This is a genomic window from Marinomonas sp. 63XJN7_7_ISO-PGPR-S23-202, assembly GCF_056173505.1.
The window spans coordinates 4,704,901-4,731,379 of sequence record NZ_CM149677.1 but is presented as its reverse complement, the minus strand read 5'-3'; the positions used below and the strand labels follow the sequence as shown (position 1 = coordinate 4,731,379).

Below are 26,479 nucleotides of genomic sequence, written 5' to 3'. Positions count from 1 at the left end.
CGCTATCGAGAGAATATTTAATAACTCAAATGATCACTTCAACCTTGTATTGGTAGAGGAGTCATGAATAAAATCAAGAAGTCACTTAAAGTCGCTCAGAAAATGCTTAAAGCTAAACCTCAAAGTTGAAATTAACACCAGAACAGTTCAAACAATTAGCTAAGGTAAACAGTACGCTTAAAAAAGTGTTACAAAATGAACTCGCAATGAAAGATCTTGAAGATGATACGAAAGATATGTTGGTAAAGTTTGCTGAAACCTTTATAGAAGAAGCCGCGCAAAAAGCGACTAAGAATGTTGATTCGTAGAAGGGGTATTAGATTGCTTGCGGATGCCATCGATCAGCTTATCAAGTAGGGTGAATAAGACTTCAATGCTATAGCCTGCTAAAAAGGCGAGAGCCATTGGGGATAGTGCCATTTCTCCCATCCCTGGTTTGAGAAACCAGCCTGTAATCATGCCAGCGAGGCAACCTAATGTTAGACGCAGTCGGTAGCCGATTTCCCTACTTGATGTGTAAGTCAGATTACGTACCTGCTGCAATAAGGTACGAAGAACAAAAATCAACGCACCTAACAACCCATAAATGAGAGGTAGCAAATAGTTTTGCAGCATTTGTATAAAGGATTGGGCGGCAATTAAGTTTGTTGAGAAGGCAATACTGAGATCGCTACCTGATGCATTATTTGTTGAAACCCTTTTAAAATGCAGTTCTTGGCCAAGCATCCATATATGGTTCCAATTCTTCAATAACAGATAGTGTGCTTCAATATCAACGGGGAGTGTGTTTGTGATCGGGTCAGAATAGGCGGCTAGTGTTTGGATCAAGGAGTAACCAAATAGATAGAACATTTGAACTGAGAGTAAAAAGAGCAAAGTAAACACAGTGTAGTAGCGATACCAAGTAATGGTTTTTGATGCCGTTGGGTGCGAGAGCTTACCGCTTAGCGTATCGGGAACAACGGCTTTAATACTCTCGATTGTGACGGGATAAACTTGACGTGCAAGCCGGTCATAGCTGTGTATGAGTTGGATTTCATCGCTGATCGTCCAGCTATTATTCTCGATTTTTGCACTGATGCTGATGATGCCTTTTGCAATGTCGTTATTGATGGTTAAATCCCCGTGACGTGCGACATATTGTAAGAGTCGGCGACCATCTTCAGCTAGCATAGCAAGCTCTTTGTTTGACGATGGTGTTGATTTTATCGGTGCATCGTTTGCCACGGGGTCTTTTTCTCTTTATTTAGTGGTTATGCTTATATTAGTAATGGTAAATGGATACGTCGTCATCTCGATAGTTGATTAACTTGCAACCGCCACGGGCATTATTCCAAGTGGCAGTTGGGCTGTTAAAACTGTATTCATTGCGCTGCAAATCTGCTTTATTGGTATAAACTTTTAGGGAGGTGTAAGCCTCTAGTTTAGTGCCTTCTGGGAAGTGAAAAATATGATTGTTCGTCAATGCTTCGAGACGCCACCCAGACAGCATCACATCGTCATTCGAAAGATTGCTTATCTCGACAAACTCATCGCCTTCATTACGGAACTCTTGACCATCGTAGTTCATGTGACTAATGAGAGTTTTTCTACTCGCGTTGTCACCGTAAGATAAGGTGGAAATAATTTGGCCTTCATCATCAAACAAGGTTCCGGTGTCACCTCGATTGTTCCAAATAGGTCGATTTGTATTAAAGCTATGCTCAGTGTTGCCTGACGTGTCTACGCAAATACTGTCGTTAGGTAAGATAACGCTACCCTCAGGGAAAATATAAATTTGGTTTGGTGACCCCGCTTGAATTCGCCAACCACTGATGTCTATTATCAAGCCACCGAGATTTCGAATCGTTATGGATTCATCTAAGGGAGTTGGATTGCCTTTAAAGTCAATGTTCTCAATTTGAACTTGGCTTAAGGCCTGTATCTTATTAAGTTGTTGCCAGTATTCATTGGCTTTTTGCCGCGTTAGAGGCGAGCAAGAGGCAAATGAGCTGAGTAATTCATTGATCTCTTTATGTAGCTGTTTATTGAAAAAAGACATGGTTGCTTCCTTATAGATAATCCGTTTTGGATTCATCGTATTTGTTATTGATTTAAGTGTTAGCAGTGTTTGTTGTAAGCATTTCCTAGCTTTTCATCGTAATGATTTTCAGCATAGCTCGGGCCATTGTAATAACGCGCAAAGGTCGGCCAATCTAGATTTTGAATTGCTTCGAGTAGTCGACTGTTTGATTTGAGGAAATGAACAAATGCCATTAGGTGGTGTCGCTCAGCCAAAAACATATCTCTCACAAAAGACTCGACGTCGTCATAGCCTGCGGCTTGGTGATTGAATCCCATAATTTGATAGCGCCCAAAAGAGGCCGATTTGAGAGCAGCAATACGGTCAAGTTTCATTGCCGCTTGTAGTCGCTCGTATTCTTTTTCACCACCAAGATACAAAGAACGATCCCACTTTGCAGACGAGATCTCAGGGTGGGATTCATCAAAACGATGGTCACTGTATTTTGAAAACTGGTGGGCTTCGAACAAGATACAAGGCGCATCATTATCGAAGTAACCGCTGCCTGAGGATTCCACCTCAGAAACAGCTTTGATAGCCGCTACTTCGCAATTTAATAGCGCCGCAGCATCGTTATAATCTTCGTCTTTTAAGCCTTTTTCTGGCTCAATTTTAGGTAAAAATAGATTCGATGTAGAAGACGTTTCTTGAAGAGCTTTGTTTAACGCTTGGTGAGTTTTGCCGTTGCAACTGATGAGACTATCCGGGTTTTTAAAGCCTAGAATCTTTTCTTGTATGAGGGCTATAGCATGGCAGGTCTTTGATGCGCTAACGTCTTCACCAAGCTCCCCGTCTTCGGCTAACGGCTCATTAAGACCAATTTTTTCTTGAATTGTATTGAGCGCTTTTTGTATGTTTAATACGTCTTCTGTTTTATTTTCTCCACCAATACCAACGGACGATAAAAGGACTAGTTCAGACATAGTGTATTCCTATTAAGTTATGAATTAGTCTTAAATCTTAAAGAGAGTGGTTATTCGTTAATTGGGGAAAATTGGGCATTTATCAGGTAAATCAATGGGGTGAGATCTGGGAAAAACGCCCCATTCACGGTTTCTACAAGAAGTTTTTCGATTATCAGCGTGGTGATATAAGGAGTTCTAAATTCTCTAGTCTTTTGATTTGATTTCAATACCTTGGGAGAGGTTAAATGTCTACTTTCAAAGCCTGAACTATTTGCTCGTAAATCACATCCACCGCCGCCGATTTGTGTGATCGTTTGCTACGAAAGACGGCCACCTCCATAGCAGTCAATTTGGGTAAATCATATTCAGCAGGTAAGTTTTGTAAGACTTGCAATTCGGTAGGAACACTGCAACGAGTCAAGGCGGCAACGGCTAATCCACTTTCCACGGCGGTAAGCTGGCCTGCAAGCCCAGAGCTTTTATAGACGATGCGATACGCTTTGTTAGCCTTATTTAAGGCCGACAATGTTTCAATTTGCGCCATGCTGTCTGCTTCGTAGACCGCAATAGGTAGAGGGTTGCGCCGCCACACTTCGTATTTTGAAGCCCCCACCCAAACGAGCGGCTCGTGAAAAAGCCGTTCTCCATGCTCTGGTTTGTCGCGAGAGACCAGTGCGATATCCAGTTCGTTGCTCTTGATACGTGGAATAAGAGAGGTGGATTGCTCACAGGTTAATTCGATTTCTACGCCCATATAACGGCTAGCAAAGTGGCGCAATATGGGGGCTAGATACATGGCATAGTCATCTGGAACTCCGATGCGAATGAGCCCCGTCAATTGCTTGCCAAACAGGGCGTCATAGGCTTCAGACTGTAATTCGAGCATGCGTCGTGAGTAAGTGAGTAATTCAATGCCTTTGGATGTGACCTCTAAATGACGAGGCCCTCTGGATAAAATAGCCGTACCAATAATGTCTTCTAACTTTTTGATATGCATGCTGACGGCGGATTGAGAACGATGTACTAAAGGCGCGGCGGCGGATAAAGACCCTGTATCGACCACCGCCACAAAGGTTCGTAACCAGCTTATTTGTAAGTCAGGGTAATTCATCGATACCACCTATTCGTTTTTCGAATGATTGATTAGTAAATTATGCGTTTTACTCTTTTATATAACTGAGCGACGCTTGCTGCAAGACAAAAAGTATAAACAAACGGAGGGGTTAACATGGTTTCTGAAGCGGCAGGTGTAAAAGCGATTTCTTCGACTTTATCGGTGAGTCGTGGCTTGCTCTATGTGTGCTTTGCCGCCATTGCGTGGGGCACGGGCGGAGCTGTCGCGGCTATTCTCTATCGCAGTGGGCTTGGGCCAGTTGCTGTGTCGTTTTGGCGTTTCGCCATTGGTATGTTGGTTCTTGCTATTGTGGCAGTTATTATGAATTCGAAAGAGAAAAGACATGCTATGGGCGCTTTCATTCGTGAACGCTGGAGGCGGATGATAGTTATTGGTATGGGATTAGCGATTTACCAGACCGCTTATTTTGCCGCAGTACAATACAGTGGTTTAGCGGTGGCCACCATAGTGACGTTAGGGCTGGGACCCATTTTGATGGCTATTGGTTCTTACCTAACAATGAATGAACGAATTAGCAGGACTGGGGCACTGATCATGGCCTTTGCGATTCTTGGCCTCGGTTTGTTAACGTGGGGCGGAGAGATTGGATCTCATTCACTATTAGGATTGGCTTTTGCTTTCCTATCTTCTATTTGTTACACCTGTGTGACACTTATTACCAGAGCGATGGGGAGGCATGCTTATATTGATCGGTTTAATGTGACCTTTTTTGGCATCGTTATCGGAACCCTTTGTATGCTGCCATTTGCCTTATTTGAGGGGCTAACGCCTCGCTCAGGCACGATTTTTCAGAGTGTGGTTTTTCTCAGTTATCTAGGTGTGGTGCCGACCGCTGCCGCCTATATACTATTCAATGCAGGTCTTTCTTCTGTCCGAGCCACAACGGCATCGGTGATGGTTCTTATTGAGCCTGCCACTGCTGCGCTGATTGCCGTGCTATTTTTGGGCGAGACACTGCCGCCTATCGCGGTGTTTGGTGTCACTATTTTAATGGCATCCGTTGTTGTTTTAGCGCTTTCTGAACGTCATGGTGGGGTGGTTGTGGCTAAACAAAAAGTGAGCTAAGAAAGCGTATTTCGCAATATTGTCCAATCTTTTCCTCAGATAATTGGTTAATCTGTCACTGTTGTTTCGGGTTATTCAAAGAGGCTTGTGATGTCGGCAGAAAATCGGTTTCAGTTTGCTAAAAGTGCGGCCCTCGATGAGGTGATGTTGCTGGAAGCCTCTATGAGCGATTTTTCCTATGGTACTCATGCCCATGAGGAGTTTTCTTTTGGGGTGACATTATCGGGGCGTCAGGACTTTTTTGCTTTAGGCGAACATCATAAAAGTTATTCTGGCAATGTGATTGTGTTTAATCCAGAGGACGCCCACGACGGTCATTCTGGGGCTGACGATCCGCTTCACTACAAAATGTTGTACATTCATCCTGATCAGTTAAATCCCATGCTGGAAAGTGCTGGCGTGCGTAGAGCAAAGGACGTTCGTATCGAGCATCCGGTGCAAAACGACCCTTTGTTAAAGCATCATATTTTGCGTTTGGCCGCTTTGGTTGAAAACGACATGTCATCTGCGCTCGAATATTCGTCTGTGCTGTTTGAGTTTGCCGAATATTTAGCGCGCCGAAAAGGAGTGGTGATGGAAGCGAAACGACGGGTGAAAGACCCTGTTTTTGAGCGAGTCCGAGACTATTTGCATGCCCATGTTAGTGAGGAATTCTCCCTAGATGAATTAAGCCAAGTGGCGCATATGTCGAAATACCATTTGTTGCGTTGCTTTCGGGATTATTTTGGGATGACGCCCCATCAGTATTGGCAAAACTATCGGATTAACCGTGCCAGAGAGGCATTGGAACTGGGGATTCCATTGGCTGATGTGGCCTTTGCTTTTGGCTTTACCGATTTGAGTTACTTTAATCGACGTTTTAAGCCCATGTTTGGGCTCACACCTTATCAATTCAGGCGAACTTTGCTGCGTAGCTAGCAGCCATACTCGCTTTAGCTCTTATTCTTTTTTCTATTCGTTATTTTTATCAAATGTCTGTTTGAGGGATTCCTATGCTCGCAATCATCATCTACGCCTTTGGAGTTATGTACAGTCCTGGTCCGGCCAATATGCTCGCGCTTTTTGCTGGGATTAATGGTCAAGGCTGGCGTGCTTTTCTGTATTGTGTTGGTGTGGGGCTTGCTATGTTGATCTTGTTTTTACTGATCGGCTATCTTGGTAGTGAGATTATTCCTAAAGAATATCAATCGGTTATTGCTGTTGTAGGCGGACTGTATATTGCCTATCTTGGCGTAAAAATTCTCAAAGCGAGCTTCCAAAAAGAGTCGTCTACAGCCCAAGAGACGTCGGTGAGTTTTAAAACGGGATTGGTATTGCAGCTTTGTAACCCCAAATCGCTGGTCGCCATCGTGCCCATTGTGACCGTGCAGTTCCCGCGAGCGCACATTGAAGGTGGACAGATAGCACTTTGGTCAGTGGGGCTTTCCATCATGGCTTGTGGCGCACCGAGTGTCTATTTGTTGGCGGGGGCGCGTCTTAAAAAAGCGGCAATGAACCCCAAGGTGATGGCTTGGATCAATCGTGTGATGGCCTGTTTACTCTTCTATGTGGCTTATCGCTTTATTATGAATCTGTAAAATACACAGAGCACACTGATAATCACAATACAGATGTGCTGTATTGCATTCTGTGTGCTTTTGAAAGGGGTTGTCTGCGTCTGTTGGGCTGGTGTGAATGCGCTTAGTATTGTTCATTCACTCATCTCATTTGGCAAGCGAGGTTGATATGATCATCATTGCGTTACTGCATCATTTTGCTCATTGTTTTGAACGCTACAGCACACGAAAAAAGCTCAGTGCGTTACCCCATGATTTACGTAAAGACCTTGGCATCATGCAAGACCGCTTCGAAGCTGAAGTCGCCAAAGGGAATGTCTTTACCTTGATGAAGGAATTAAGCTCGTTATCAACAATAAACCTACGTGACAAGCGTAAATAAGCACGGCTTGTTGCAACAACCTGTATGGATGAGACCCTAAGCGCTTGTCGTGAATCACAAGCGCTTAGGGAAGGTGAATTCTTTGGTTTGTAGTTACGACACAAAGGGTTTTAATCTTTACTGTCAGCGCCTATTTTATGGATGGAAAGGTCAGCACCATTGTATTCTTCCTCCTCGCTTAAGCGTAACCCACTAACGGCTTTAACCGTGCCATACACCACCAAACCACTGACGACGGCGATTCCTATGCCAGTCAAAGAGCCGATAAGTTGAGACATAAAGCTAACATTGCCCACCCCGCCTAATGATTTTAGGCCAAAGATACCTGCTGCCAGACCGCCCCAGGTTCCGCAAATACCATGTAAAGGCCATACACCAAGCACGTCGTCTATGTGTTGGTATTTTTGTTGGATGAGTGTGAATAGCTTGGTAAATAGGGCACCCGCGATCAGGCCAGTGGCCAATGCGCCAATGGGATGCATGATGTCTGATCCAGCGCAGACGGCAACGAGACCCGCGAGAGGACCATTGTGAATAAAACCAGGGTCTTTGTTGCCTAGAACCATGGCCGCGATAATCCCGCCGACCATCGCCATTAGAGTATTGACAGCCACTAACCCACTGATGCCATTCATTGTTTGTGCTGACATCACATTAAAGCCAAACCATCCAATACAGAGAATCCACGCGCCTAGTGCTAGAAAAGGAATATTGGAGGGCGCAAACGCAACTAATTTGCCATGTCTAAAACGACCATTACGAGTACCTAGTAACACGATGGCAACCAGAGCAACCCAGCCACCAAACCCATGCACGACAATAGACCCTGCGAAATCATGAAATGGCGCGCCATATTGATGAGCTAACCAGCTTTGAAAACCATAGTTTCCGTTCCATACCAAACCTTCTAAGAAAGGATAAGCAATTCCGACGATGATGGCTGCGGATATCAGCATAGGGTAAAACTTCGCGCGTTCTGCTACGCCACCGGAAATAATGGCGGGGATGGCTGCCGCGAATGTCATGAGAAAGAAAAATTTTACCAAGGCGTAACCACTGTTTTGTGACAGCGTGGCGGCGCTTTGGAAAAAACTTATACCATAGGCTATGTGATAACCAATGAAAAAATAGACCAGTGCGGAAACGGCAAAATCCGTCATGATTTTGACGAGCGCATTGACTTGGTTTTTGTGGCGTACGGTGCCCACTTCTAAAAATGCAAAGCCCGCATGCATGGTAAACACCATGATGGCGCCGAGAAGAATAAAAAGTGTATTTGAATTGGAAATCAGCATGTCTACTGCACTGTTTGTGACTGTCACGAAGCGCCCCTAAGTTAATTGCACCGAATAAGTGCTAAAAATTTTTATTTTTGCTCTTTTTTAGAACCGAATTAACGATAAATGATTGAATATTTACCTGGAAGCACTGTTTTAAGCAATTTTCATTCCATATTTGCATTATATTGGTGCTTTTTTGTTGGTGGCTGCACCATCTGGGTGGATGTAAATTGACTGGGGGAGGGTGGATGTAAATTGAGAAAGGGTAATGTTGATCTAAATACCGCCACCTTCGTTGCATCGCAACATCGCAGGGATACTTGAATGTGAAGCCCCATTCAGGTGCAGCATCTCTGGAAAGGGCTAACGCATCTGAGTTGGTGTATTACGCGATTTTATCGGATGTGGAGAGCCTCTCCTGTAGGTAAATCTTTTCTATCAAAGAGAAAAACACCGCTCAAACCAGTGCTTACCATAAGGCGTCTCAGTATTTACAGAATTAAATATTGAAAACGATATTGATAATGAATATCATTTGTTATGTTTTGTTATCACTCCGGAGCCAGTCGTGGAAAGTTCAGTACAGCAGAAAGTAATCGATTTTTTACAGGTCGGCGGGCCTGTTGTTTGGATTCTAATCGGGTTTTCCGTTATTGCTTTGACCATTGTGCTGTTGAAATTATGGCAGCTGTCGTCATTGCGAGCAGAAAGCCGGAAAACCGTCGATCAAGCGTTGGTCGCTTGGCGTAAAAAAGAGGGCGAGCAAGCCCTTGAATTGCTTGATGAAAAACGTCCAATCGATTCGCTGGTTGGCTTCTCCATGCGCTCTTTGCAAGCTGGCAATATGGATGTGAGTTTGATCCGGGAAGAAGTTGAGCGCTTGGCGATAAATCAATTGAACCAGTTACGTTCCTACCTTCGTCCCTTAGAAATTATTGCTAGCTTGAGTCCTTTATTAGGCTTGCTCGGTACGGTTCTGGGGATGATTACGGCTTTCCAGCAAATGCAAGGGGCGGGTAACCAGGTCGATCCCTCGGTGTTGTCTGGTGGTATTTGGCAGGCCTTGTTGACGACAGCCGTTGGCTTGGCGGTGGCGATTCCTGTGGTGAGTTTACATAGCTGGCTTGAACGTAAAATCGAGCGTATTGCTCATAATATCAATGATGCGGTAACGCAAGTATTCACCAGTAAGGAAGCGGAGCGTTTGGTAGCGAAAGCCGCCAAAGAGGTTTTGCATGCCGCTTAACCTGAGTCAGCCAAAGCGTAAGCAGGCGATTAGTCTAACGCCACTCATTGATGTGGTGTTCATTTTATTGTTGTTTTTCATGCTGACATCCAGCTTTGTGCCATGGCGTAGTGTGAATACGCCGCTTTCGGTGCCTGCTCATGATACCGCCACGCCAGATAAAGACGACTTTTTGGTGCTGACGCTCAAGCAAAATGATGGGCGAGTTTGGCTGAATGGTGTTGCCCATTCTTTAGCGGACACGGCTTGGTTAAGTTCGATGATTAAAGCACACAAAAAGGGCGTGTTCGCGATTAAGGCTGACAATGAGGTGAACTTGCAAAGTTTAATGAACTTGGCTGATCGCTTAAAAGTCAATGGGGCGAAAACCGTGTCCATTGCCAATGCTTTTTCGGGTCAGACCACGCCATGAAAATAGATCAAATGTTTGCGTTAAAAACCAAGTCTGATGATGACAGTTTGGTGCCTTTGATCAATGTCGTTTTCTTGATGTTGGTGTTTTTTATGGTGGCGGGGCAAATTCGTAAGGCTGATCCGATCCCCATTGTTCCACCGACTTCCATTAGTGAAAACCGTCCCAAATCGGATCCCAACGTGTTGATTGTTGTTGGTGCGGATAAGCGTATTTATTTGGATGACAACTTGGTAAAGATCGATGCGATTAAACCGTATTTAGAGAGGAAGTTCGCACAATCTTCTAATAAAGAGGCGTTCTGGGTGCAAATCAAAGCGGACGGTTCTGTTCCAGTGGAAGCATTGCGTCCTGTGTTTAGCCAGATTCGTTTATCTGGGTTAACAAAAGTCAGCTTAGCAACACAATTAGCAAAAGGGTCATGATGATTTCCAAACGTCATTGGTTAGTGGCTGGGGGGATAGCGGTTTCTCTTCATGCGGCGGCTTTTTATGGTTTTTTTTATCCCTCTTCCGAAGGTAGTAAAGCACCAGGTCAGCAAGGCATTGAGTTCGATCTTGGTATGATGGGCGACATGGGGGCTTCCAAGAAAAACAGTGTGCAGAGTGATTCCGATAACAAAGAGAAGAAGCAGGTTGCGAAAGTAGAAAAGACGCAACAAGAAGTGGTTAAACCAGAGCCGAAAAAGGTAGAGAAAAAGCCCAAACCAGTCGTGGAAGAAAAGCCGATTCCTCAGCCTGAAAAAGCCCCATTACCTAAGACAGAGCCCAAACCCACGCCCAAAAAAGTGGTGAAAGAAAAGCCTGTTATCAAACCGAAGACTGTGGTGAAAGAGAAGCAAAAGTCGCCTATTGTCGTCCCTAAGAAAGAGCCTAAAAAAACACCTAAAAAAGAGCCCAAAAAAGAAGTGGCTAAAAAGGTTGAGCCGAAACCAAAGCCTCAAAAGGTTGAACCTAAAAAAATAGCGCCTAAAAAAACGTTAAAACAAACCACGGCGCCGACTGCCTCAAAGGCGATATCGCAACAGACGACTTCACAAAGTGTGAAAAATGCTGGCGCTAAGTCGCAAGCCAGTCAAAAAGCCACAACAGGCGTGGGCAATGCCGCTTCTTCGGGAGGACATAAAGGTGCGATAACCTCCTATTACAGCAAATTAGCCGCCGTATTGGCACAGCATAAGCGCTATCCTCGAGCGGCGCGACGTCGTCATGAAGAAGGTGTGGTAACGGTTTCCTTTGTTGTTCATGCTGATGGTCAGGTGACGAATACGAATATCATTAAGAGCTCAGGTTATCGTCGTTTAGACGATGCCGTGTTAGATATGCTAAAACGGGCAAGCCCTTTGCCTAAGTTTCCAACAGACATGCATAAATCATCATTAACCATCACGCTGCCAGTATCTTATAAGTTGAGCGATTATTGATGTTTCTCTCTAATTTAGAAAGGGGCTAATGGCTCCCGCTCTTTATCTTTAAAAGAGAAGCCGATGGCTCTAAGCAAAAGGCTAGCAGGTATAAAAGCGGGCAGACAAGCCATCTATCACAGATGGTCTTGTCTTATTGACTCTTTACTCTGTGAAAGCATCACGTTGTTTGAGCCATTGTGCCAGATACTCTGGGAGATCGGTTTGAATGGCACCCACGCCTGCATTAATGAGTGTTCCCCATACTTTTTCAGGATTAATGAGCGCGGTTGAATCCATCATATCGAGAGGATGGACGGGGTCTAAGGTGTTGATCCAAATACGACAGTCCATGCTTTCTAATAAGGGTTTAGCCTGTTGTAATTCATGCAAATCATCAAAAGACAATTCAATCATAATAGGGCGTTTTGGGGCGAGTGTTTGTAAATCATCGAGGAAATGTCCCCGTCGGGCATGCATCATGGGCATGTGTTTGACGGTATCCGTCAGTGTTGCCCATTCGGCCTGCTCGGGATCATACGGTGATTTAACGACGGCGATGTCTTGCATATTAAGACGTTCAACTTCGGTAATAATATCCGGTAAGTCTTCTGGGTGCTTGGCATCAATGTTGACCAGAATTTTGCCTTTTGCATAGGCCAGTAAGTCAGACAATAGTGGCAGGGGCTGAGTCGTTACTTCACTGCCTTCACCGCCAGCGCCTTGGCGAAGGTGCAGTGTTTGTATCTGCTCAAGTGTGGTTTCAGACACGAGCCCTTTACCATTTGTGGTCCTGTCCAAGGTGTCATCATGAATGACCACAAACTCACCTGTTAAACACTTTTGCGTGTCAATCTCGACCATATCTGCACCTGCCATGATGGCATGCTCTACGGCCAGGAATGAGTTTTCAGGGGCGTTTTTCCAAGCGCCCCGATGGGCGATGGTCATGATTTTAGGGTTGGTACGTGAAATAGCAAACAGCTCAGAATGGGTTGTCATAATGGTTCCTATCGAGAGTAATGAATGTTGCTCATGGACGATCATGAGCAACATAAAAATAAATTAATGAGATTTTTGCACGACTACTGCGCTTGCCGCGTCTTGGCGTCGCTCGTGACATCGTGCAAAGGTCTCTAATGGAAAATAACGTGATTGATAAACGCTTTATTTATGGCATCCGATAATGGCTTGTCAGGCCAGAGGCTGCTGTTTTTACGTTCTGCCTTAGTGACTAAGGCATAGTGGCTGTTGGACTCGGTATTTTGTGGTACAGAGCCGAAGTCTTTATTGAAGGTTACTTGCGTTTTCGCGCTGGTTAACCAGTGAATAAATAGCAAGGCGGCCGCTGGGTGTGGCGCATTCTTTGGAATCATCACAACATTACCGCCTCCTGGCATGGTGATTTTAGGGATGTAGAATTTTATGGCTTTGGAAATATCGCCCTCTTTTTGTAAAGAGGCGGTGAGGTCTTCCCAGCTTGCTACCATGGCGAACTCGCCGCCATTTAAACGTGTCATACTGTCTGAGTTAGAGGCGGCGATAATGTATTGACCTCTGCGCTGGTTAAACCATTTCCAAGCGGGTTTCAATTTTGCCATGGTATTGGCTGTGGGTTGTGCCGTTTGATAATCAATATCAGGCACCACATTGCGGACAATTGATTGGAAAAAAGCGGGGCCTGAACCGCCTTTTTCATAGTTGAAGCCAAACATGCCAGGATGTTTGGCAAAATAAGCAGAAAAGTCAGCCAGGGTTTGAGGCAGATCTTTTTGGCTTATTAGGCTTGGGTTATAGGCGATGCCAGTTTGATTCCCCCAATAGGCGACGGCATAACCTTTTGAATCAACACCTTCCATTTTATATTTTAGTGTATTGCTTTGTGGCAGTAGGTTCGATAAGGGACCAATGAGCATTTTCTCTGGCTTGAACTTGGCAAGATCACTGCCTCCTAGAGAGAGCACGTCAATGTCGCCTGTTGGACGGGATGATTGGGCGAGAAACTTGTTCATGTTGGCATTGTGACTGCCGTCAGGAATGATAACCTTGATGCCGTAGTGGTTTTCAAAGCTTTTTACTTCCCCTCGAAAACGGTCTTGATAAAACCAGTTATACCAAACGACGGTTCCTTCTTTTTTGGCTTGAGCAACAACCTGTGGCCACGTCATGTTAGACAAATCATCGCTGGCCTGTGCTGTGGTAGCAAAGGTTAATGTCGCGACAGTCAAAGACAAAAGTAACGATTTCATAATAAAGCCCTCTTGAGTGAGTGAATAAAGTAACTGACACAACATCATCCCTTGCCAGTGATGACCGCTGTGTTTCTTGCTTTTAGGAAACGCTCCATTAGCAACATCAAAAAGATATTGGGTACCACGAGGATTAGTGAGACTACCGCAGCATTTGAGCGAATAAAGTTATAACCCAGGTAGGAATACAAAATGGTCGGTACGGTGACAAAGTCCGGTGACCCCACCACAAACGCAATGGCAAATTCTTCAATGCTGAGAATAAAAATCATGATGATGCTGGCTAATAAACCGGGTTTGAGAACGGGTAAATAGGCGGTTTTGAAAACCGTGATGGGGCCACCCCCTAGGTCTCTGGTGGCATCAATAAGCTCTTGACGAATCAATGAAAACGACACGCTGAGGATACGAATCGCATAGGGAATAAATAAGACGGTTTGACCTATTAATATGCCCAGAAAGCGAGAGTAAATACCTAAGACGTTTAATAGAGAAGAGAAGAATAGCGCCACAACAAAACTGGGCACAATCAGTGGCAACAGGGAGATTAATTGAGCGGCCTGTTTGCCGGGAAACTCTAAACGTCCAAAAGCGTAAGCGGTGGGAAGCGCCAGTAATACCGAGCATAAAGCAACACAAGGGGCTAGTAGGTAACTGTGTAGCAAGGCTTGAGGCAATGACGTTGTGGTCCAAATGTCTACCCAACGCTGCAAGGACAGAACCGGCGGTAAAATATGTGGATAAGACCAAGGATGGCCTGGGTCTACCAAGGACCAGAGCATGGCTAGAGAAAAAGGAAGCACGAGGCTGATACAACAAAAGCCTATCACTAAGAGGATGATGAGGCGGTTCGTACAAGGCTTATTCATCGTTTCGCTCCCCATTTGATGACTTGTTGGGTGATGAGTGCCAGTAAGGCTGAGCCAATTAATGCTGTTAACATAAGGAGAATGGCAACCGTTGCAGAGAGGTTCCAGCCGTTTGCATCGTTAGCTTGTATTCTCAGCATGAGCTGGGAAAGTGAACTGACGTCGATAGGGCCTGCGACAACTTGAAAGGAGTAATCGCCAGCAGCCCCAATAAAAATGATAATAAGGGCCGCCTGTAACGCTTTCAGAGTGAGCGGTAAAATGATTTTAACAAACCGAGTCCAAGCGCCAGCCCCTAGATCTTTTGCTGCATCGGTTATGTCATGGCCGATGGATTGCACTGCCCCGGTTAATAGTAATAGAGCGAAGGGCATTTGTTTCCAGACTTGTAGAATAATAACCCCTATGCCATAGGAATCGTTTTGCATCCGTATAGGGCGGGAGACCAAGCCTAGGTGTACGAATATTTGATTTAAGAAACCATTGAAAGAAATGAAGTTCACGTACAGAAAGGCTGCTACAAGCCCATGTACCAGTAACGGGGCTTTGAGTAAGCTGCTGACGAATTGCGATCCACGAAAAGGATCGCGAAGCCATAGGGCCAATGGATAAGCAAAACTGACGGATAGGATGGCGCTGATGGTGGCGATTTTTAAGGAATAGAAAAAAGCCCGTGAGAGCTGATTATCTGCCAGTATTTGTTGCCAGAACCGCCAGGTAAAGGTACTGCTACCAGAAAAATTAAAATAACCAACAGATTGGGCCAGAGCCATCGAAATAATGACAAAGATAAAAACGATGATGAGCCCAAGCCCTGGCAGTAGCAGACAATAAGCCAGTAAGGTTTGCTTATTCATGTTTAAAATGCCTCCGCCAGAAATCGAATGTTCGACGAAGGAACTCTGATAAGAACTTGCTCACCTTCCTCGGCACGTTGAAAACCCAGGTTTTGAATTCTAATACTGGGTTTTTTATCACAGGTTAGGGCGGTGTTGGCATCATCGTGAGAGTGGGGAAGCGGGTCAAGGAGGCACTCGGTAATATTGCCGAGAAACGTTTTGGCAATAATGCGTGACTCAAAGATATTGTCTTGCCCATTAGGACTGGCGTTTTCACTGTCAAAGCACATATCCTCTGGTCGCCAGAAGATATACGTTTGTTTGGCAATAGGGGCTTGATCCGATTGAACCTGTAACTGACCAAGTGCTGTTTGTACCCGGTAAAGGTTGCCATGTTGTTCTAGTACTTGGGCTGGGAGAATGTTCGCGGCACCAACAAAGTCGGCCACAAAGCGATTAATCGGACGATGATAAATGTCGTTTGGTGAGCCTATTTGCTCAATGGCCCCCTTGTTCATGACGACAACAATGTCCGACATGGCCAACGCCTCGGCTTGGTCATGGGTGACATAGATCGCAGTAAAACCTTGTTGTTTTTGTAATTGGCGGATCTCAAAACGCACCGAATCTCGTAATTTTGCATCAAGGTTTGATAACGGTTCGTCGAATAGCATGATGCCGGGCTGAATGGCGAGCGCCCGCCCTAAGGCAACCCGTTGCTGCTGACCTCCAGACAATTCCGGAGGGAACTTATCCAGTTGTGAGGTGAGCGAGACCTGTGAGGCAATGTCTTGTAGTCGTGTGGCTTGTTCTTGCTTTGAAAGCTTTTTTTGTTTGGGTCCAAAGAGTAGATTATTGGCAACAGAGAGGTGGGGGAAGAGGGCGTAGGATTGAAAACACATGGCTGTGTCTCTTTTCTCCGGTGGCAGGTTATGGGTTTCTTTGCCCCCGATGAGCATTTTTCCTGAAGACAACGGGGTAAAGCCTGCAATGGTTTTGAGCAAGGTGGTTTTGCCACAGCCCGATGGTCCAAGCAAGGTGACAAATGTACCGCTATCGATGTTTAAAGAAATGTTGCGAAGGGCTTCAAAGTCACCAAACCTGACGTTCACTGAGTCAATTAGTACGCTAGTCATGACATTCTCGTATTGTTTCTTGTTGGTTTAGCTCAGGTTGATTTTCAACCAAGCCTTATTAATACACTTATAGAGTACTAATATAACAATATTATTACAAACTAAGTTTAATATTTGTTTTCTCGATACTAAGTCGGTAAATTATGAAAAGGACAATGACTAAGGGAAAAACGCTATTAGATGAATGAAATAGAAAAAGAGCAGACAGTATCAGCCAACGAACGCATGATTTTAGACATAGTGCGTCGCTCGAAAGGCCTTGCACGCTCTGCCATCGCAGGACAAACCAACCTTACGCAACAGTCGGTTCACCGCATCATTGATCATTTAGTTAAGCTTGAATTTTTACAGCTTGGTGAGCCTATTATTCAGGGACGAGGCCAGCCAAGTCCACATGTGAGCCTTAACCCTGAGGCATTTTTTAGTATCGGTGTGTCGCTCAACACCGATGATATGTCGGTGAGTTTGGTGAATTTCTGTGGCGAAACCCTGTTGGAGGAAAACATTCCTTTTGCTCCAGTTAAGCGTCTTGAGACACAAGCATGGTTAAAAACCTTGCTTGAGCAGTGGTGTCAACAGAACCCTTCTATTGAGAGTCGTATTGTTGGGGTTGGTTTTGCCATGACGGGGTATTTTATCAAAGAACAAGGGCACATTCGTCCACCTGATCCACTGTTTGATTGGTCTGGGGTGGATCTTCAAGCAGAGCTGGAAGCACTATTGGGGTGGCCTGTTATTTTGATCAATAATGCGACGACTGGTGCGATTGGAGAGGCATTTCACGGTGCGGGGTTGACCTATCAGACCTTTGGCTATTTATCGTTTAACTTTGGTTTTGGTGGCGGTATTGTGATTGATGGTGAACCGTTCTTTGGTGCCTATGGGAATGCTGGGGAGATTGGCCGTATTTTTACGACGGAAGAGGCTCCGCAGCGCCCAGCATTGTCTATGTTGATCAAAGCGCTGTCTCGGCAGGGTATTGATGTGCCGTCAGTGGCGAAATTGAAAACGCTGTTTGACCCCACATGGCCTGGGGTTGCTGAGTGGGTCGAGCAAACCACGCCGTATTTTTTACGTGCTATCAATGCGTTACGTGGTGTGATTGACCCTGATGCAATTGTATTGGGTGGAGAAATTCCCAAGTCGCTTGCCCATATGTTATTGGATTCTTTGGAGCGGCGTGGGATGACCTCATCACAAGATATTTCTGTTTGGCCCCAGATGATCGTCAGTGAATTAAAAGGCGATTCCGCAACATTAGGGGCTGCCCTTCAACCATTGAGACAAACCTTTTTTCGTAAATAAGGGATGAATGGATAGTAGGAATAAAAGGGGCCTATGATATAGCCCCTTTTGCGCACTATTTTTTCACTACTGGCGTAGCTTGATTGGCTGTATTGTTGTGCGGCGTATTGCTGTTGGTGGTGACCTGGCTTGTCGCGGGTGTGTTTGCCGCTGATGTGTCAGATGGAGCAGTAGACGATTTTGTCGCTGCTTTTTCGATTATTTCTTTCTCTCTTGGCAGTAACAGCCATATTTTGCCAAAGTGCTTGAGTTGCCCTGCGTGAATTTGGGCTTCTTTGCCGATGCCTTGATACCAGTCGATATGACCTGGGCCCTTGATGGCTCCACCTTTGTCTTGTGCTAACAGCAAATGATATTCGTGGCCGATAAGGTTGCCCTTCTTATCCAATTTAGGCAGCTCTCCCAATAGAATCGAACCCAGTGGAATCACAGCAGGGTCAACGGCAACAGAATAAAGTGGTGTTAACGGAACATTGGCGGCACCAATTGGATCGGGTTGTCCTTCAGAAAAAAACAAGTAGCTCTCATTGGTAGAGAACAGTTCGCGGACCTGATTAGGGTGAGCTTTTAGCCACTGGCGAATACTTTGTGCAGAGATCTTGGCTTTATCAATTTCTCCACGCTCGATTAACTCCTTGCCAAGGCTTCGATAGGCGCGTCCGTTGACGCCCCCCCAAGAGAGCAGTTCTCGTTTGCCATTTTTAAATTCCACCACACCAGAGCCTTGAACTTGCAGGAAAAAGTTATCCACTAAACTTTTGCTGTAGGCAATTTCTAGACCTTGACCTTTTAAAGCCCCTTCAAAATCAATTTGCTCGCGAGTGGGTAATTGGCCATTGGCATCGGTCTTGGGTGGTTTACGATATAAGGGATAACGGTACAGACTGTCTGGATGGCGACGTACCTCAATAATGGGCACATAATAGCCTGTTATTTGAACATTGCCTCGCTGATCCTGCCCTGCCAGCTGTAAGGCTTCTAGTTTGGGAAAATATTTCGGGTTGGTGAGCCAGTGTTGGATTTCTTGGGTGACGGTTTTCAGCTGACCCACACTGACCGTGGTGTTATCTAAGTGATAGGTGGTCTTCTCTGGTAGCCGAGCTAAGTAGGTTTCTTGTTGTTTGAGACCCGTTTCAAAAATAGCGTCGGGATAAGGTAAGCCAGGTGGCAAGCTTTCTTTTAAATATAGCGTATCGCGTTTTAAGCCATTTTTATCGCGACCATTATTATCAAAGGCATTGGATTGATCGATTTCAAATTGACTACAACCCACCAGAGTGATGACGGAAAATACGCCGAGTATTTTACAGGCCGTTCTTAAAACGTGTGAGTAAAACGAAAAATAGGATGGAAAAATTGACAGCATAACCAATATCTTATGATTTTTGAGTAAAACGTAGCTTCCTTAGATCGCTACCAGTAAGGGGACATCTTGATGCTTGTTAGTCATCTAAACAATAGGGTTTACACTTTTCTCGCCTACACTTTGAATGTTAGAGAGAGTTAACGCTACTTTGTCAATACATAAGACACTCATAGGCCTGCCTTAACGAAATAAACTGTTCCGTATTACCACCACGGTCAGGGTGGGCTTGATGGGCGAGTTTTCGATATTGCCTTTTGATTTCTTCTTTGGTTGGGTTTTTATTGTTAATATTCAGTATTTCTAGTGCTGCTGCTTTGTTATCTAAGTTATTGATGCCTTTATAAAAGCTATCTAATAGGCGCATAACATCGTCTTCACTGGTTTTTTCGTACTCACTCCAATCAAGATAATAAGCAGCGAGTTTGGCGTCCACACTGTCACTTACGTCTTGGCTCGCGGAGATGGTCATATCATGATTTGCTATAAGACGAATGTGCATGGCGTTGATCGAGAGTGTCAGGGATTCTTCTTGCCATAAGTTGCTTTGTAACTGATACAAGGCATTCATGATCAAAAAATGCTGACGGAACAACTGTAGATTGGGGTCGTCAGCTAAGTGATGTAATTCCGGTACCTGCTCTCTAAGGTTTTTCAGAATAAAAAACTCGCCAACCCCTTGAGGATGATCTCGCAATATACTGAGTATTGGGCCTATTAAGGGATTTCTCATGCTAAATCACCTTCATGCAAATACTAGCAGTGTAGGTGATGACTAAGCGGTGGGTCAAAGCCGACCATGCAACAATATGTGTCGCTTGGTTAATAATCGTAGCAAAGGCTGTTCAAGTCGACATTTTAGCGTTACAAAACGAAAAAATAGTCTATGTTTAAAACATAATGCGTTAGGAATTGTTCTTGTCTGCTTAGGTCGATAAACGTTATTTCAGTTTATAATAATAAGGATGTCGAATATGACATTTAAGAAACAAGTTCTGATTATTTTGATGTTAGTAGGGCTGGTTCCCGCATTAATCGTGACAGGCATTGCGTTTTATATTTCGTCTTCCTCCATGCTTAATATGGCCTATAACCAACTATCTACTGTAAGAGATACGAAAAAAGAAGCGGTTCAGGACTATCTGAACGGGTTAGAAAATGAAGTGTCTGCTTTGGCTCGTACCCCTGAAACCCAACAATACATGGTGAGTCTGAATCAGGCGTTTGAGTCTTATCAAGCCTCTGCTGCAGGACATTTACCGACGGTTAGTGAGGCTCGCCAGGCGCTTTTAACCTTCTATCAAAAGAACCTTCTGCCGCCCCTTGAGAAAAATGCTCCCAATAAAAAAAACATACCAACGATGTCATCTATTTTGGGGCAATTATCTGATAACAGCGTGTTAATGCAATACAGTTATATCGTGAACAATCCAAATGCGGTGGGTAAAAAAGATAATATGACCATGCCGGATACGAATTTACCTTATGATAAGTTGCATGCGCAAATACAACCTTATTACTCCTATATACAAAAGCTATTCGGTTTTTATGATTTATTTTTGATCAATCCACAAGGGGATATTGTTTATACAGTTTATAAGGAAGTGGATTTTGCAACCTCGTTAACTAAAGGTCCTTATAAAACAAGCGGCTTAGCGACTGCGTTTAAGGCCGCTCTAAATGCGCCGCAAGGGACACGAGTGTTTAGTGATTTCACCTTATATTTGCCTTCCTATGATGCCCCCGCAGGATTTATTGCGACACCTATTATCGGCGACAATGGTCAACGTTTGGGCGTGTTGGCGGCTCAGTTTCCGATTAGTCAGCTAAATGCCTTAATGAAACAACGATCTGGACTGGGTAAAACAGGGGAAACCTATTTAGTGGGCAGTGACGGGCGCATGCGCTCGGATTCTTTTTTAGACCCTGTTAATCACTCCATTGAGGCGTCATTTAAAAATGGTGACAAAGGCTTGGTGGAAACGGATGCTGTAAAGCGTGGCTTACAGGGTGAAACAGCGATAGCCATGATGAAAGATTATACCGGTGGCTTGGTGTTATCTGCTTTTACGCCTTTGACTATAGACGGACTGAAATGGGTGTTGATTGCGGAAATGGACAAATCCGAAGCATTAGCGAATGTGAATAAGCTGATGACAGTCGTATTTCTGGTGATTGGGGCGCTCATTATTGTGGTGGTATTGATTGCCATTAAAGTAGTACGAATGGTGTTAGATCCGCTGGGGGCAGAACCCAAAGAAATGCAGAGAATTGCTGAACGTATTGCGAATGGGGATTTAACACTAGAGTTTCAAGAAAAGGTGAAAGCACAGAGTGTGTATGGTGCCATGCGTAGTATGTCCCATAACCTTCATCAGTTGGTATTGGGGATTCGTAATGGAGTAGACTCTCAAGCGGCCACCTCGCAAGAACTGGCCGCCATTTCTGAGCAAGCGAGTGCGAATATTCAAAACCAACACTCGAATATGGCACAAGTGGCGACAGCAATGAGTGAAATGTCTGTTTCCGTTACTCAAGTTGATAAGACAATCCAAGAGGCGGCACAAAACACTCGCCAAGCGAAGCAGTATGTTAACGAGAGTGTGGATGCGGTGCGACAAGCATCAAAACAAATGAGTGACGTGGCGGCGGGGTTGCGCGTGTCACAAAAAAGTATGGATGACTTAAATCTTCGTACGGATGATATTTCCGCCGTGATCAGCAGTATTCAAGGCATTTCAGATCAGACGAATTTACTGGCGCTTAATGCGGCGATTGAAGCCGCCAGAGCGGGGGAGTCTGGTCGAGGTTTTGCCGTTGTGGCAGATGAAGTGCGTACGTTGGCTCAAAATACCCAAGAACAAACCGAACATATTGCTACTATTATTGCCGCTTTACAGCAAGGAGCCCGTGAATCTCAAACGGTACTTAATAATAATGTTGAGCAAGCGGAGGTGGTTTCTAGGCAAGCAACGCAAACGGTGGAGACATTGCAACAGGCCGAATCGTATGTGGATCAAGTAGATGAAATGACCATTCAAGTGGCGAGTAGCTCCCAACAGCAAAGTCAGGTGGCGAATGACATCAGCGAAAACCTTGAGGTCATCAATGAGGCATCGGCGCAGAATGAACAAGCGGTTCTTGAAATATCTAAGTCCAGTGAGCAAATTGCTCAGTTATCGACGGAGCTGAATGATTTGGTGATGCGTTTTAAACTGAAGCCTTGATGGCTGGGCGTTACTTTGGTTGACTGTGGTAATGGATCTCGCATTTCTATAGAAACTTTCTGTATAGAAAATCGATCTCCCTTTTTCTTGGAATGAATACAAAGAAAAAGGGAGATGAATACCATTAGAGGTAAATCCAACTAGATGGTAAATCGAGCGATTTGCTCTTCTAATTTGTTCGCTAACTCCGCTAACGATTCAGCGCCTTTCGCGCTTTCTTGTGACTCAACGGCCAAATTATTAGCTATTTCTTTAATCGAGTGGCTGTTGTTCGAGATATCCGTTGTCACGATGTTCTGCTCTTCCGCAGCACTGGCAATTTGCAACGACATGTCACTAATGCGTTGCACGGACTCTTGGATCGCTACCAAGCTTTCGGCGGCAGATACCGCTTCTTGCACAGAATCATTAGCAATCGACTGACCAGACTGCATAATGTCAACGGCTTTGCGCGTTGTGCTATTCAATCCATCAATCATTTCTTTGATTTCTTCTGTCGAGTTGTGGGTTCTTTGAGACAAAACGCGAACTTCGTCCGCGACCACGGCAAACCCTCGACCTTGGTCTCCTGCGCGCGCCGCCTCAATGGCAGCGTTTAGTGCAAGTAGGTTAGTTTGCTCCGCGATATTTTGAATGGTTACCAAAATACCACTAATACTCTGCACTTGATCGTCTAAATTCCCAATGATGCCAGACGCCTCATTGACTTGCCCTGCAAGGCGACTGATTGACTTCTTACTCTTAAGAACCTGATCATTACCCGCTTGGCTATTCTGGAAAGCTTCTTTCGACACATTTGCGGTATTTTCTGCGTTGCTGGCAATATCGTTGGTTGCCGTCGACATTTGGCTAACTGCGGTGGCAACCGAGGTGACTTCATCCAATTGTACCTTCAAATCACGGGAGGATTGGGTCGCTAGGCGATGTGAGTCCTGAGCCAATGAGTTTAAGTTGGTCGAAAGAGATTTAATCTCGGAAATAATGCCCGCTAGGGTTTGCATAAATCCGTTGAAGTGGCGTGCCAAATCGCCAATTTCGTCATTGCTGGTTTCAGGGATACGGGTTCTAAGGTCTCCCTGACCATTATTCATTTCCGCTAGAACCGCATTAACCTGACTAACGCCTTTAAGCAGTTTGCGGCTCAATAAGCTCATAAGAAAACTCACCAATAGCGCGGCAATCACCATGGCAATAACAAGCGCTATCAATAGGTGTGTTAAAGGTGCCATTGCTGTTGCTTTATCCAATTGAAAGCAGATTACCCAGTTGGTATTTGGAATAGCAACGCCTGTCACTAACACATCTCCTTGGGTAGATTGTGTCTCCATTAAGGTTCCTTGAGACTGCAAATCGATATTCACACCATAGCCCAAAACGTCTTTCATTTGCTTGTTAACAAACTGGGGATTTGGGTGGGCGATAATCAAACCTTTATTAGTGGCTAAAAAGACTCGGCTATTGGCTATCATTTTAATGTCTAGAATGCCCTTGGCAATGCTCTTCAAATTAATGTCTGCACCGACAACCCCCTTCACACTTGTGCCATCGGTTACTTTTTGTGCGGCACTAATGATCATTTTTTTAGTCGATGCGTCCACATAAGGGTCTGTGTATTCAACTTGATCAGAGCTCAATGCGTCTTTATACCAAGGGCGTTTACGAGGATCATAACCGGCAGGCAAGGGAGCATCCCAACTTTGAATCATTTTCCCATCACTGGTTCCCATATAAGCCAAATCGAAATCACCCGACTTCTGAGCTTGCAACAGTGCGTCGGTGGTTACGTCATGTGTTCTAAGATAATTCGTTAATGCTTCGACTGAGGACGTTTTCGCGTGAACCCATTCTACAATCGTCCGGGATTCTCCATGTGCGATAGACGAAACTTGTGTGTTTAGTCCTTCAGTAAGGGTCTTTTTAAGTTGAAAATAGCCGAAACCGCCAACAATTAAGGCAACGATAATGGCCGATGCAAAGACTACTAGCGAAAACTTGCGTTGCAATGTCATGAAGACGATCTCCAAAAAATATTAAAGGAAATGTGTACAAAATATTGATTATGCCTTTTGAGTATAAAGAACATAATGTGCTTTCACTATTAATAATTTATGACTGGTTCATGATGGCAAGTAACGACCTAGCAACGGTTACATTAGAATTGATTAATCCGTTATGCAGTCCATCATCTGTAGCGTATTTTGTGTTGATAACACCTGATAAGTCGTTCTGGTGCTGCTTCTGTGCATTGAGATGGCTCGTTTTATAGAGTGTTGATGCTAGTAAAACCTAGAAGTTATAAAGGGAGCAAATGGGAACTAAGGGAAGAGACTTCCCTTAGTTAATGTTGAAGTAGGATGTGTGATATCCAAATAGACTTAGCGCTGTTTGCTTTCAAACTCTGGATGAATCCAAACGGGTGCATCCAAACTGGGTAAGGCCTCTCTGCCCAGAATCATATCCGCGGCTTTTTCCGCGACCATAATCGTCGGAGCGTTTAGGTTACCGTTAGTGATGGTTGGGAAAATAGAGGAATCCACCACACGTAGGTTCTCTAAGCCACGCACTCGACAAGCTTCGTCCAGTACGGCCATAGGGTCATCTGCGGTGCCCATTTTGCAGGTACAAGAGGGATGGTAGGCGCTTTCCACGTTCTCCTTCACCCATTGGTCGATATCTGCATCGCTCTGAATATGTATGCCTGGCTGAATTTCATCGCCACGATATTCATCCAAGGCAGATTGTTGCAGAATTTCACGGGTCAGACGGATGGTATCGCGCCAATCTTGTTTGTCCTGCTCGGTAGTGATGTAGTTGAATAAAATGCGTGGCTTGGCTGTTGGATCAGCGGACTCAATCCATATTTTGCCACGACTTTCCGGTTTATTCGGGCCAACATGGACCTGAAAACCGTGACCTTCTACTGCGGCTTGGCCGTCATAGCGCATGGCCGCCGGTAGAAAGTGGTATTGGATGTTAGGCCATTTAAGACCTGCACGAGAACGAATAAAGCCACAGGATTCAAAGTGGTTGGTCGCACCAAGGCCTGTTTTAAATAGCATCCAGCGTGTGCCGATTAAGCCTTTGCTAATCAAGCCCAGCTTACTGTTTAGCGTGACCGGTTTTTTGCAGTAGTACTGGAAGTAAACCTCCAAGTGGTCTTGCAAGTTTTCACCGACACCGGGCAGCTCATGAAGCAATGGCACGCCCGCTTTTTCAAGCACGTCTTTTGGGCCCACTCCAGACAGCTGCAACAATTGCGGAGAACCAACGGAACCCGCTGACAAGATGACTTCTTTATTGGCGCGAACCTGTTGAGTGTTGCCGTCTTTACTGTACTCAATGCCAACCGCTTGTTTGCCTTCAAAGATGACTTTGTGGCTCAACACACCTGTTTTTAGCGTGAGATTAGGGCGTTGCAGGGCGCGACGCAGATAGACATTTGATGTGGAAGCACGCACACCGTTTTTGACCGTCATGTGCATGGGGCCAAAGCCTTCTTGGCGTTGACCATTGTAATCGTCTGTTTTGCCATAACCTGCTTCGGCACCGGCCTCGATAAAGGCTTGGTAAAGCGGATTATAGGTCATGTCATTGCCGTTGTTGGTATGCAATGGCCCATTGCCACCACGGTATAAATCCGCTCCACCGGACCAAGTTTCGGCTTTTTTAAAATAGGGCAGACAGGCTTGGTAATTCCAGCCTTTGGCACCGTTTTCTTCCCATTGGTCAAAATCGCAAGCGTGACCTCGAACATAGACCATGCCATTAATGGATGAGGAGCCACCTAAGACTTTGCCTCGCGGGCAATGCATCTCACGGTTGTCCAGGCCTGGTTCCTTTTCTGTGTGGAATTGCCAAGCGTATTTTTCTGTATTCATCGGATACGATAAGGCGGTTGGCATTTGGATGAAGACGCTCTTATCAGAGCCGCCCATTTCCAATAGCAGTACCTTGTTGTCGCCGCTTTCGGTTAAGCGATCCGCCAGCACACAGCCTGCGGAGCCTGCGCCGACGATGATGTAGTCATACATTTCGTTTGCCATTTT

General features: G+C 45.0%; 25 protein-coding genes. 11 read left to right on the top strand and 14 right to left on the bottom strand.

What is annotated here, in order from left to right; genetic code table 11:
* Positions 1–125 precede the first annotated feature (125 nt).
* A complete protein-coding gene (locus tag AC0VYG_RS21785) occupies positions 126–308 on the top strand; it encodes a hypothetical protein (protein ID WP_475429972.1) in 183 nt (60 codons plus the stop codon).
* Here the strand turns inward: AC0VYG_RS21785 and AC0VYG_RS21780 are convergent.
* The 4 genes from AC0VYG_RS21780 to AC0VYG_RS21765 form a co-directional block, all read right to left on the bottom strand.
* Positions 289–1,173 (bottom strand): hypothetical protein, encoded by an 885-nt coding sequence (locus tag AC0VYG_RS21780; RefSeq protein WP_475429971.1) that lies wholly within the window; start codon positions 1,171–1,173, stop codon positions 289–291. The genes AC0VYG_RS21785 and AC0VYG_RS21780 overlap by 20 nt on opposite strands.
* Positions 1,174–1,264: 91 nt before the next feature.
* Positions 1,265–2,041 carry a lamin tail domain-containing protein gene (locus tag AC0VYG_RS21775; protein ID WP_475429970.1) on the bottom strand — a complete coding sequence of 259 codons (777 nt, stop codon included), beginning with the start codon at positions 2,039–2,041 and terminating at the stop codon, positions 1,265–1,267.
* A gap of 59 nt (positions 2,042–2,100) precedes the next feature.
* A complete protein-coding gene (locus tag AC0VYG_RS21770) occupies positions 2,101–2,985 on the bottom strand; it encodes an N-acetylmuramidase family protein (protein WP_475429969.1) in 885 nt (294 codons plus the stop codon).
* A 223-nt stretch (positions 2,986–3,208) separates the two neighbouring features.
* Positions 3,209–4,078, bottom strand: coding sequence for a LysR family transcriptional regulator (locus AC0VYG_RS21765; protein ID WP_475429968.1), 870 nt, complete (start codon positions 4,076–4,078; stop codon positions 3,209–3,211).
* Positions 4,079–4,195: 117 nt separating this feature from the next.
* Here AC0VYG_RS21765 and AC0VYG_RS21760 point away from each other — a divergent pair, with 117 nt between their 5' ends.
* The 4 genes from AC0VYG_RS21760 to AC0VYG_RS21745 all read left to right on the top strand — a co-directional run bounded on the left by AC0VYG_RS21760 (position 4,196) and on the right by AC0VYG_RS21745 (position 7,105).
* Positions 4,196–5,167: a DMT family transporter gene (locus AC0VYG_RS21760; protein ID WP_475429967.1), complete on the top strand. Its 972-nt coding sequence runs from the start codon at positions 4,196–4,198 to the stop codon at positions 5,165–5,167.
* 90 nt (positions 5,168–5,257) lie between these two features.
* Complete coding sequence (locus AC0VYG_RS21755; RefSeq protein WP_475429966.1) at positions 5,258–6,085, top strand: AraC family transcriptional regulator; 828 nt, start codon at positions 5,258–5,260, stop codon at positions 6,083–6,085.
* 74 nt (positions 6,086–6,159) lie between these two features.
* Positions 6,160–6,744, top strand: coding sequence for a LysE family translocator (locus AC0VYG_RS21750; protein WP_475429965.1), 585 nt, complete (start codon positions 6,160–6,162; stop codon positions 6,742–6,744).
* 97 nt (positions 6,745–6,841) lie between these two features.
* Positions 6,842–7,105, top strand: coding sequence for a hypothetical protein (locus tag AC0VYG_RS21745; protein ID WP_475429964.1), 264 nt, complete (start codon positions 6,842–6,844; stop codon positions 7,103–7,105).
* 110 nt (positions 7,106–7,215) lie between these two features.
* Here AC0VYG_RS21745 and AC0VYG_RS21740 read toward each other — a convergent pair whose 3' ends face one another.
* A complete protein-coding gene (locus tag AC0VYG_RS21740) occupies positions 7,216–8,427 on the bottom strand; it encodes an ammonium transporter (RefSeq protein WP_475429963.1) in 1,212 nt (403 codons plus the stop codon).
* A gap of 526 nt (positions 8,428–8,953) precedes the next feature.
* On the opposite strand from AC0VYG_RS21740, the gene AC0VYG_RS21735 reads away from it, so the two are divergent.
* From AC0VYG_RS21735 to AC0VYG_RS21720, 4 genes are read left to right on the top strand one after another with little or no spacing between them, the layout of a single operon-like run.
* The gene (locus AC0VYG_RS21735) at positions 8,954–9,631 is read left to right on the top strand and encodes a MotA/TolQ/ExbB proton channel family protein (RefSeq protein ID WP_475429962.1); all 678 of its coding nucleotides are present in this window, start codon (positions 8,954–8,956) and stop codon (positions 9,629–9,631) included.
* Entirely contained in the window at positions 9,621–10,043 is a 423-nt protein-coding gene (locus AC0VYG_RS21730) for an ExbD/TolR family protein (protein WP_475429961.1), read from the top strand. Before AC0VYG_RS21735 ends, AC0VYG_RS21730 begins: the two co-directional genes overlap by 11 nt.
* Positions 10,040–10,468 (top strand): ExbD/TolR family protein, encoded by a 429-nt coding sequence (locus AC0VYG_RS21725; protein ID WP_475429960.1) that lies wholly within the window; start codon positions 10,040–10,042, stop codon positions 10,466–10,468. Before AC0VYG_RS21730 ends, AC0VYG_RS21725 begins: the two co-directional genes overlap by 4 nt.
* Positions 10,465–11,466, top strand: coding sequence for an energy transducer TonB (locus tag AC0VYG_RS21720; RefSeq protein WP_475429959.1), 1,002 nt, complete (start codon positions 10,465–10,467; stop codon positions 11,464–11,466). The genes AC0VYG_RS21725 and AC0VYG_RS21720 overlap by 4 nt, the downstream gene beginning before the upstream one ends.
* 144 nt (positions 11,467–11,610) lie before the next feature.
* On the opposite strand, the gene AC0VYG_RS21715 is transcribed toward AC0VYG_RS21720, so the two are convergent.
* The 5 genes from AC0VYG_RS21715 to AC0VYG_RS21695 all read right to left on the bottom strand — a co-directional run bounded on the left by AC0VYG_RS21715 (position 11,611) and on the right by AC0VYG_RS21695 (position 16,538).
* Positions 11,611–12,447 carry a glycerophosphodiester phosphodiesterase family protein gene (locus tag AC0VYG_RS21715; RefSeq protein ID WP_475429958.1) on the bottom strand — a complete coding sequence of 279 codons (837 nt, stop codon included), beginning with the start codon at positions 12,445–12,447 and terminating at the stop codon, positions 11,611–11,613.
* Positions 12,448–12,581: 134 nt separating this feature from the next.
* Positions 12,582–13,694 carry an extracellular solute-binding protein gene (locus tag AC0VYG_RS21710; RefSeq protein WP_475429957.1) on the bottom strand — a complete coding sequence of 371 codons (1,113 nt, stop codon included), beginning with the start codon at positions 13,692–13,694 and terminating at the stop codon, positions 12,582–12,584.
* Positions 13,695–13,738: 44 nt separating this feature from the next.
* Positions 13,739–14,563: an ABC transporter permease gene (locus AC0VYG_RS21705; protein ID WP_475429956.1), complete on the bottom strand. Its 825-nt coding sequence runs from the start codon at positions 14,561–14,563 to the stop codon at positions 13,739–13,741.
* A complete protein-coding gene (locus AC0VYG_RS21700; RefSeq protein ID WP_475429955.1) occupies positions 14,560–15,420 on the bottom strand; it encodes an ABC transporter permease in 861 nt (286 codons plus the stop codon). The genes AC0VYG_RS21705 and AC0VYG_RS21700 overlap by 4 nt, the downstream gene beginning before the upstream one ends.
* Before the next feature lie 2 nt (positions 15,421–15,422).
* Positions 15,423–16,538 (bottom strand): ABC transporter ATP-binding protein, encoded by a 1,116-nt coding sequence (locus AC0VYG_RS21695; RefSeq protein WP_475429954.1) that lies wholly within the window; start codon positions 16,536–16,538, stop codon positions 15,423–15,425.
* 180 nt (positions 16,539–16,718) lie between these two features.
* On the opposite strand from AC0VYG_RS21695, the gene AC0VYG_RS21690 reads away from it, so the two are divergent.
* Entirely contained in the window at positions 16,719–17,843 is a 1,125-nt protein-coding gene (locus AC0VYG_RS21690) for an ROK family transcriptional regulator (protein WP_475429953.1), read from the top strand.
* 55 nt (positions 17,844–17,898) lie between these two features.
* Here AC0VYG_RS21690 and mltA read toward each other — a convergent pair whose 3' ends face one another.
* Both mltA and AC0VYG_RS21680 read right to left on the bottom strand, forming a co-directional pair.
* Entirely contained in the window at positions 17,899–19,209 is a 1,311-nt protein-coding gene (gene mltA / locus AC0VYG_RS21685) for a murein transglycosylase A (protein ID WP_475429952.1), read from the bottom strand.
* A gap of 151 nt (positions 19,210–19,360) precedes the next feature.
* Positions 19,361–19,939 carry a DNA-J related domain-containing protein gene (locus AC0VYG_RS21680; protein ID WP_475429951.1) on the bottom strand — a complete coding sequence of 193 codons (579 nt, stop codon included), beginning with the start codon at positions 19,937–19,939 and terminating at the stop codon, positions 19,361–19,363.
* A 241-nt stretch (positions 19,940–20,180) separates the two neighbouring features.
* Here AC0VYG_RS21680 and AC0VYG_RS21675 point away from each other — a divergent pair, with 241 nt between their 5' ends.
* On the top strand, positions 20,181–22,433 hold the full coding sequence (locus tag AC0VYG_RS21675; RefSeq protein WP_475429950.1) for a methyl-accepting chemotaxis protein: 2,253 nt from the start codon (positions 20,181–20,183) through the stop codon (positions 22,431–22,433).
* 140 nt (positions 22,434–22,573) lie between these two features.
* Here the strand turns inward: AC0VYG_RS21675 and AC0VYG_RS21670 are convergent, their stop codons facing one another.
* Together AC0VYG_RS21670 and betA are read right to left on the bottom strand one after the other, a co-directional pair.
* Positions 22,574–24,442: a methyl-accepting chemotaxis protein gene (locus tag AC0VYG_RS21670; protein ID WP_475429949.1), complete on the bottom strand. Its 1,869-nt coding sequence runs from the start codon at positions 24,440–24,442 to the stop codon at positions 22,574–22,576.
* 366 nt (positions 24,443–24,808) lie between these two features.
* A complete protein-coding gene (gene betA / locus AC0VYG_RS21665) occupies positions 24,809–26,476 on the bottom strand; it encodes a choline dehydrogenase (RefSeq protein WP_475429948.1) in 1,668 nt (555 codons plus the stop codon).
* Positions 26,477–26,479: the final 3 nt, after the last annotated feature.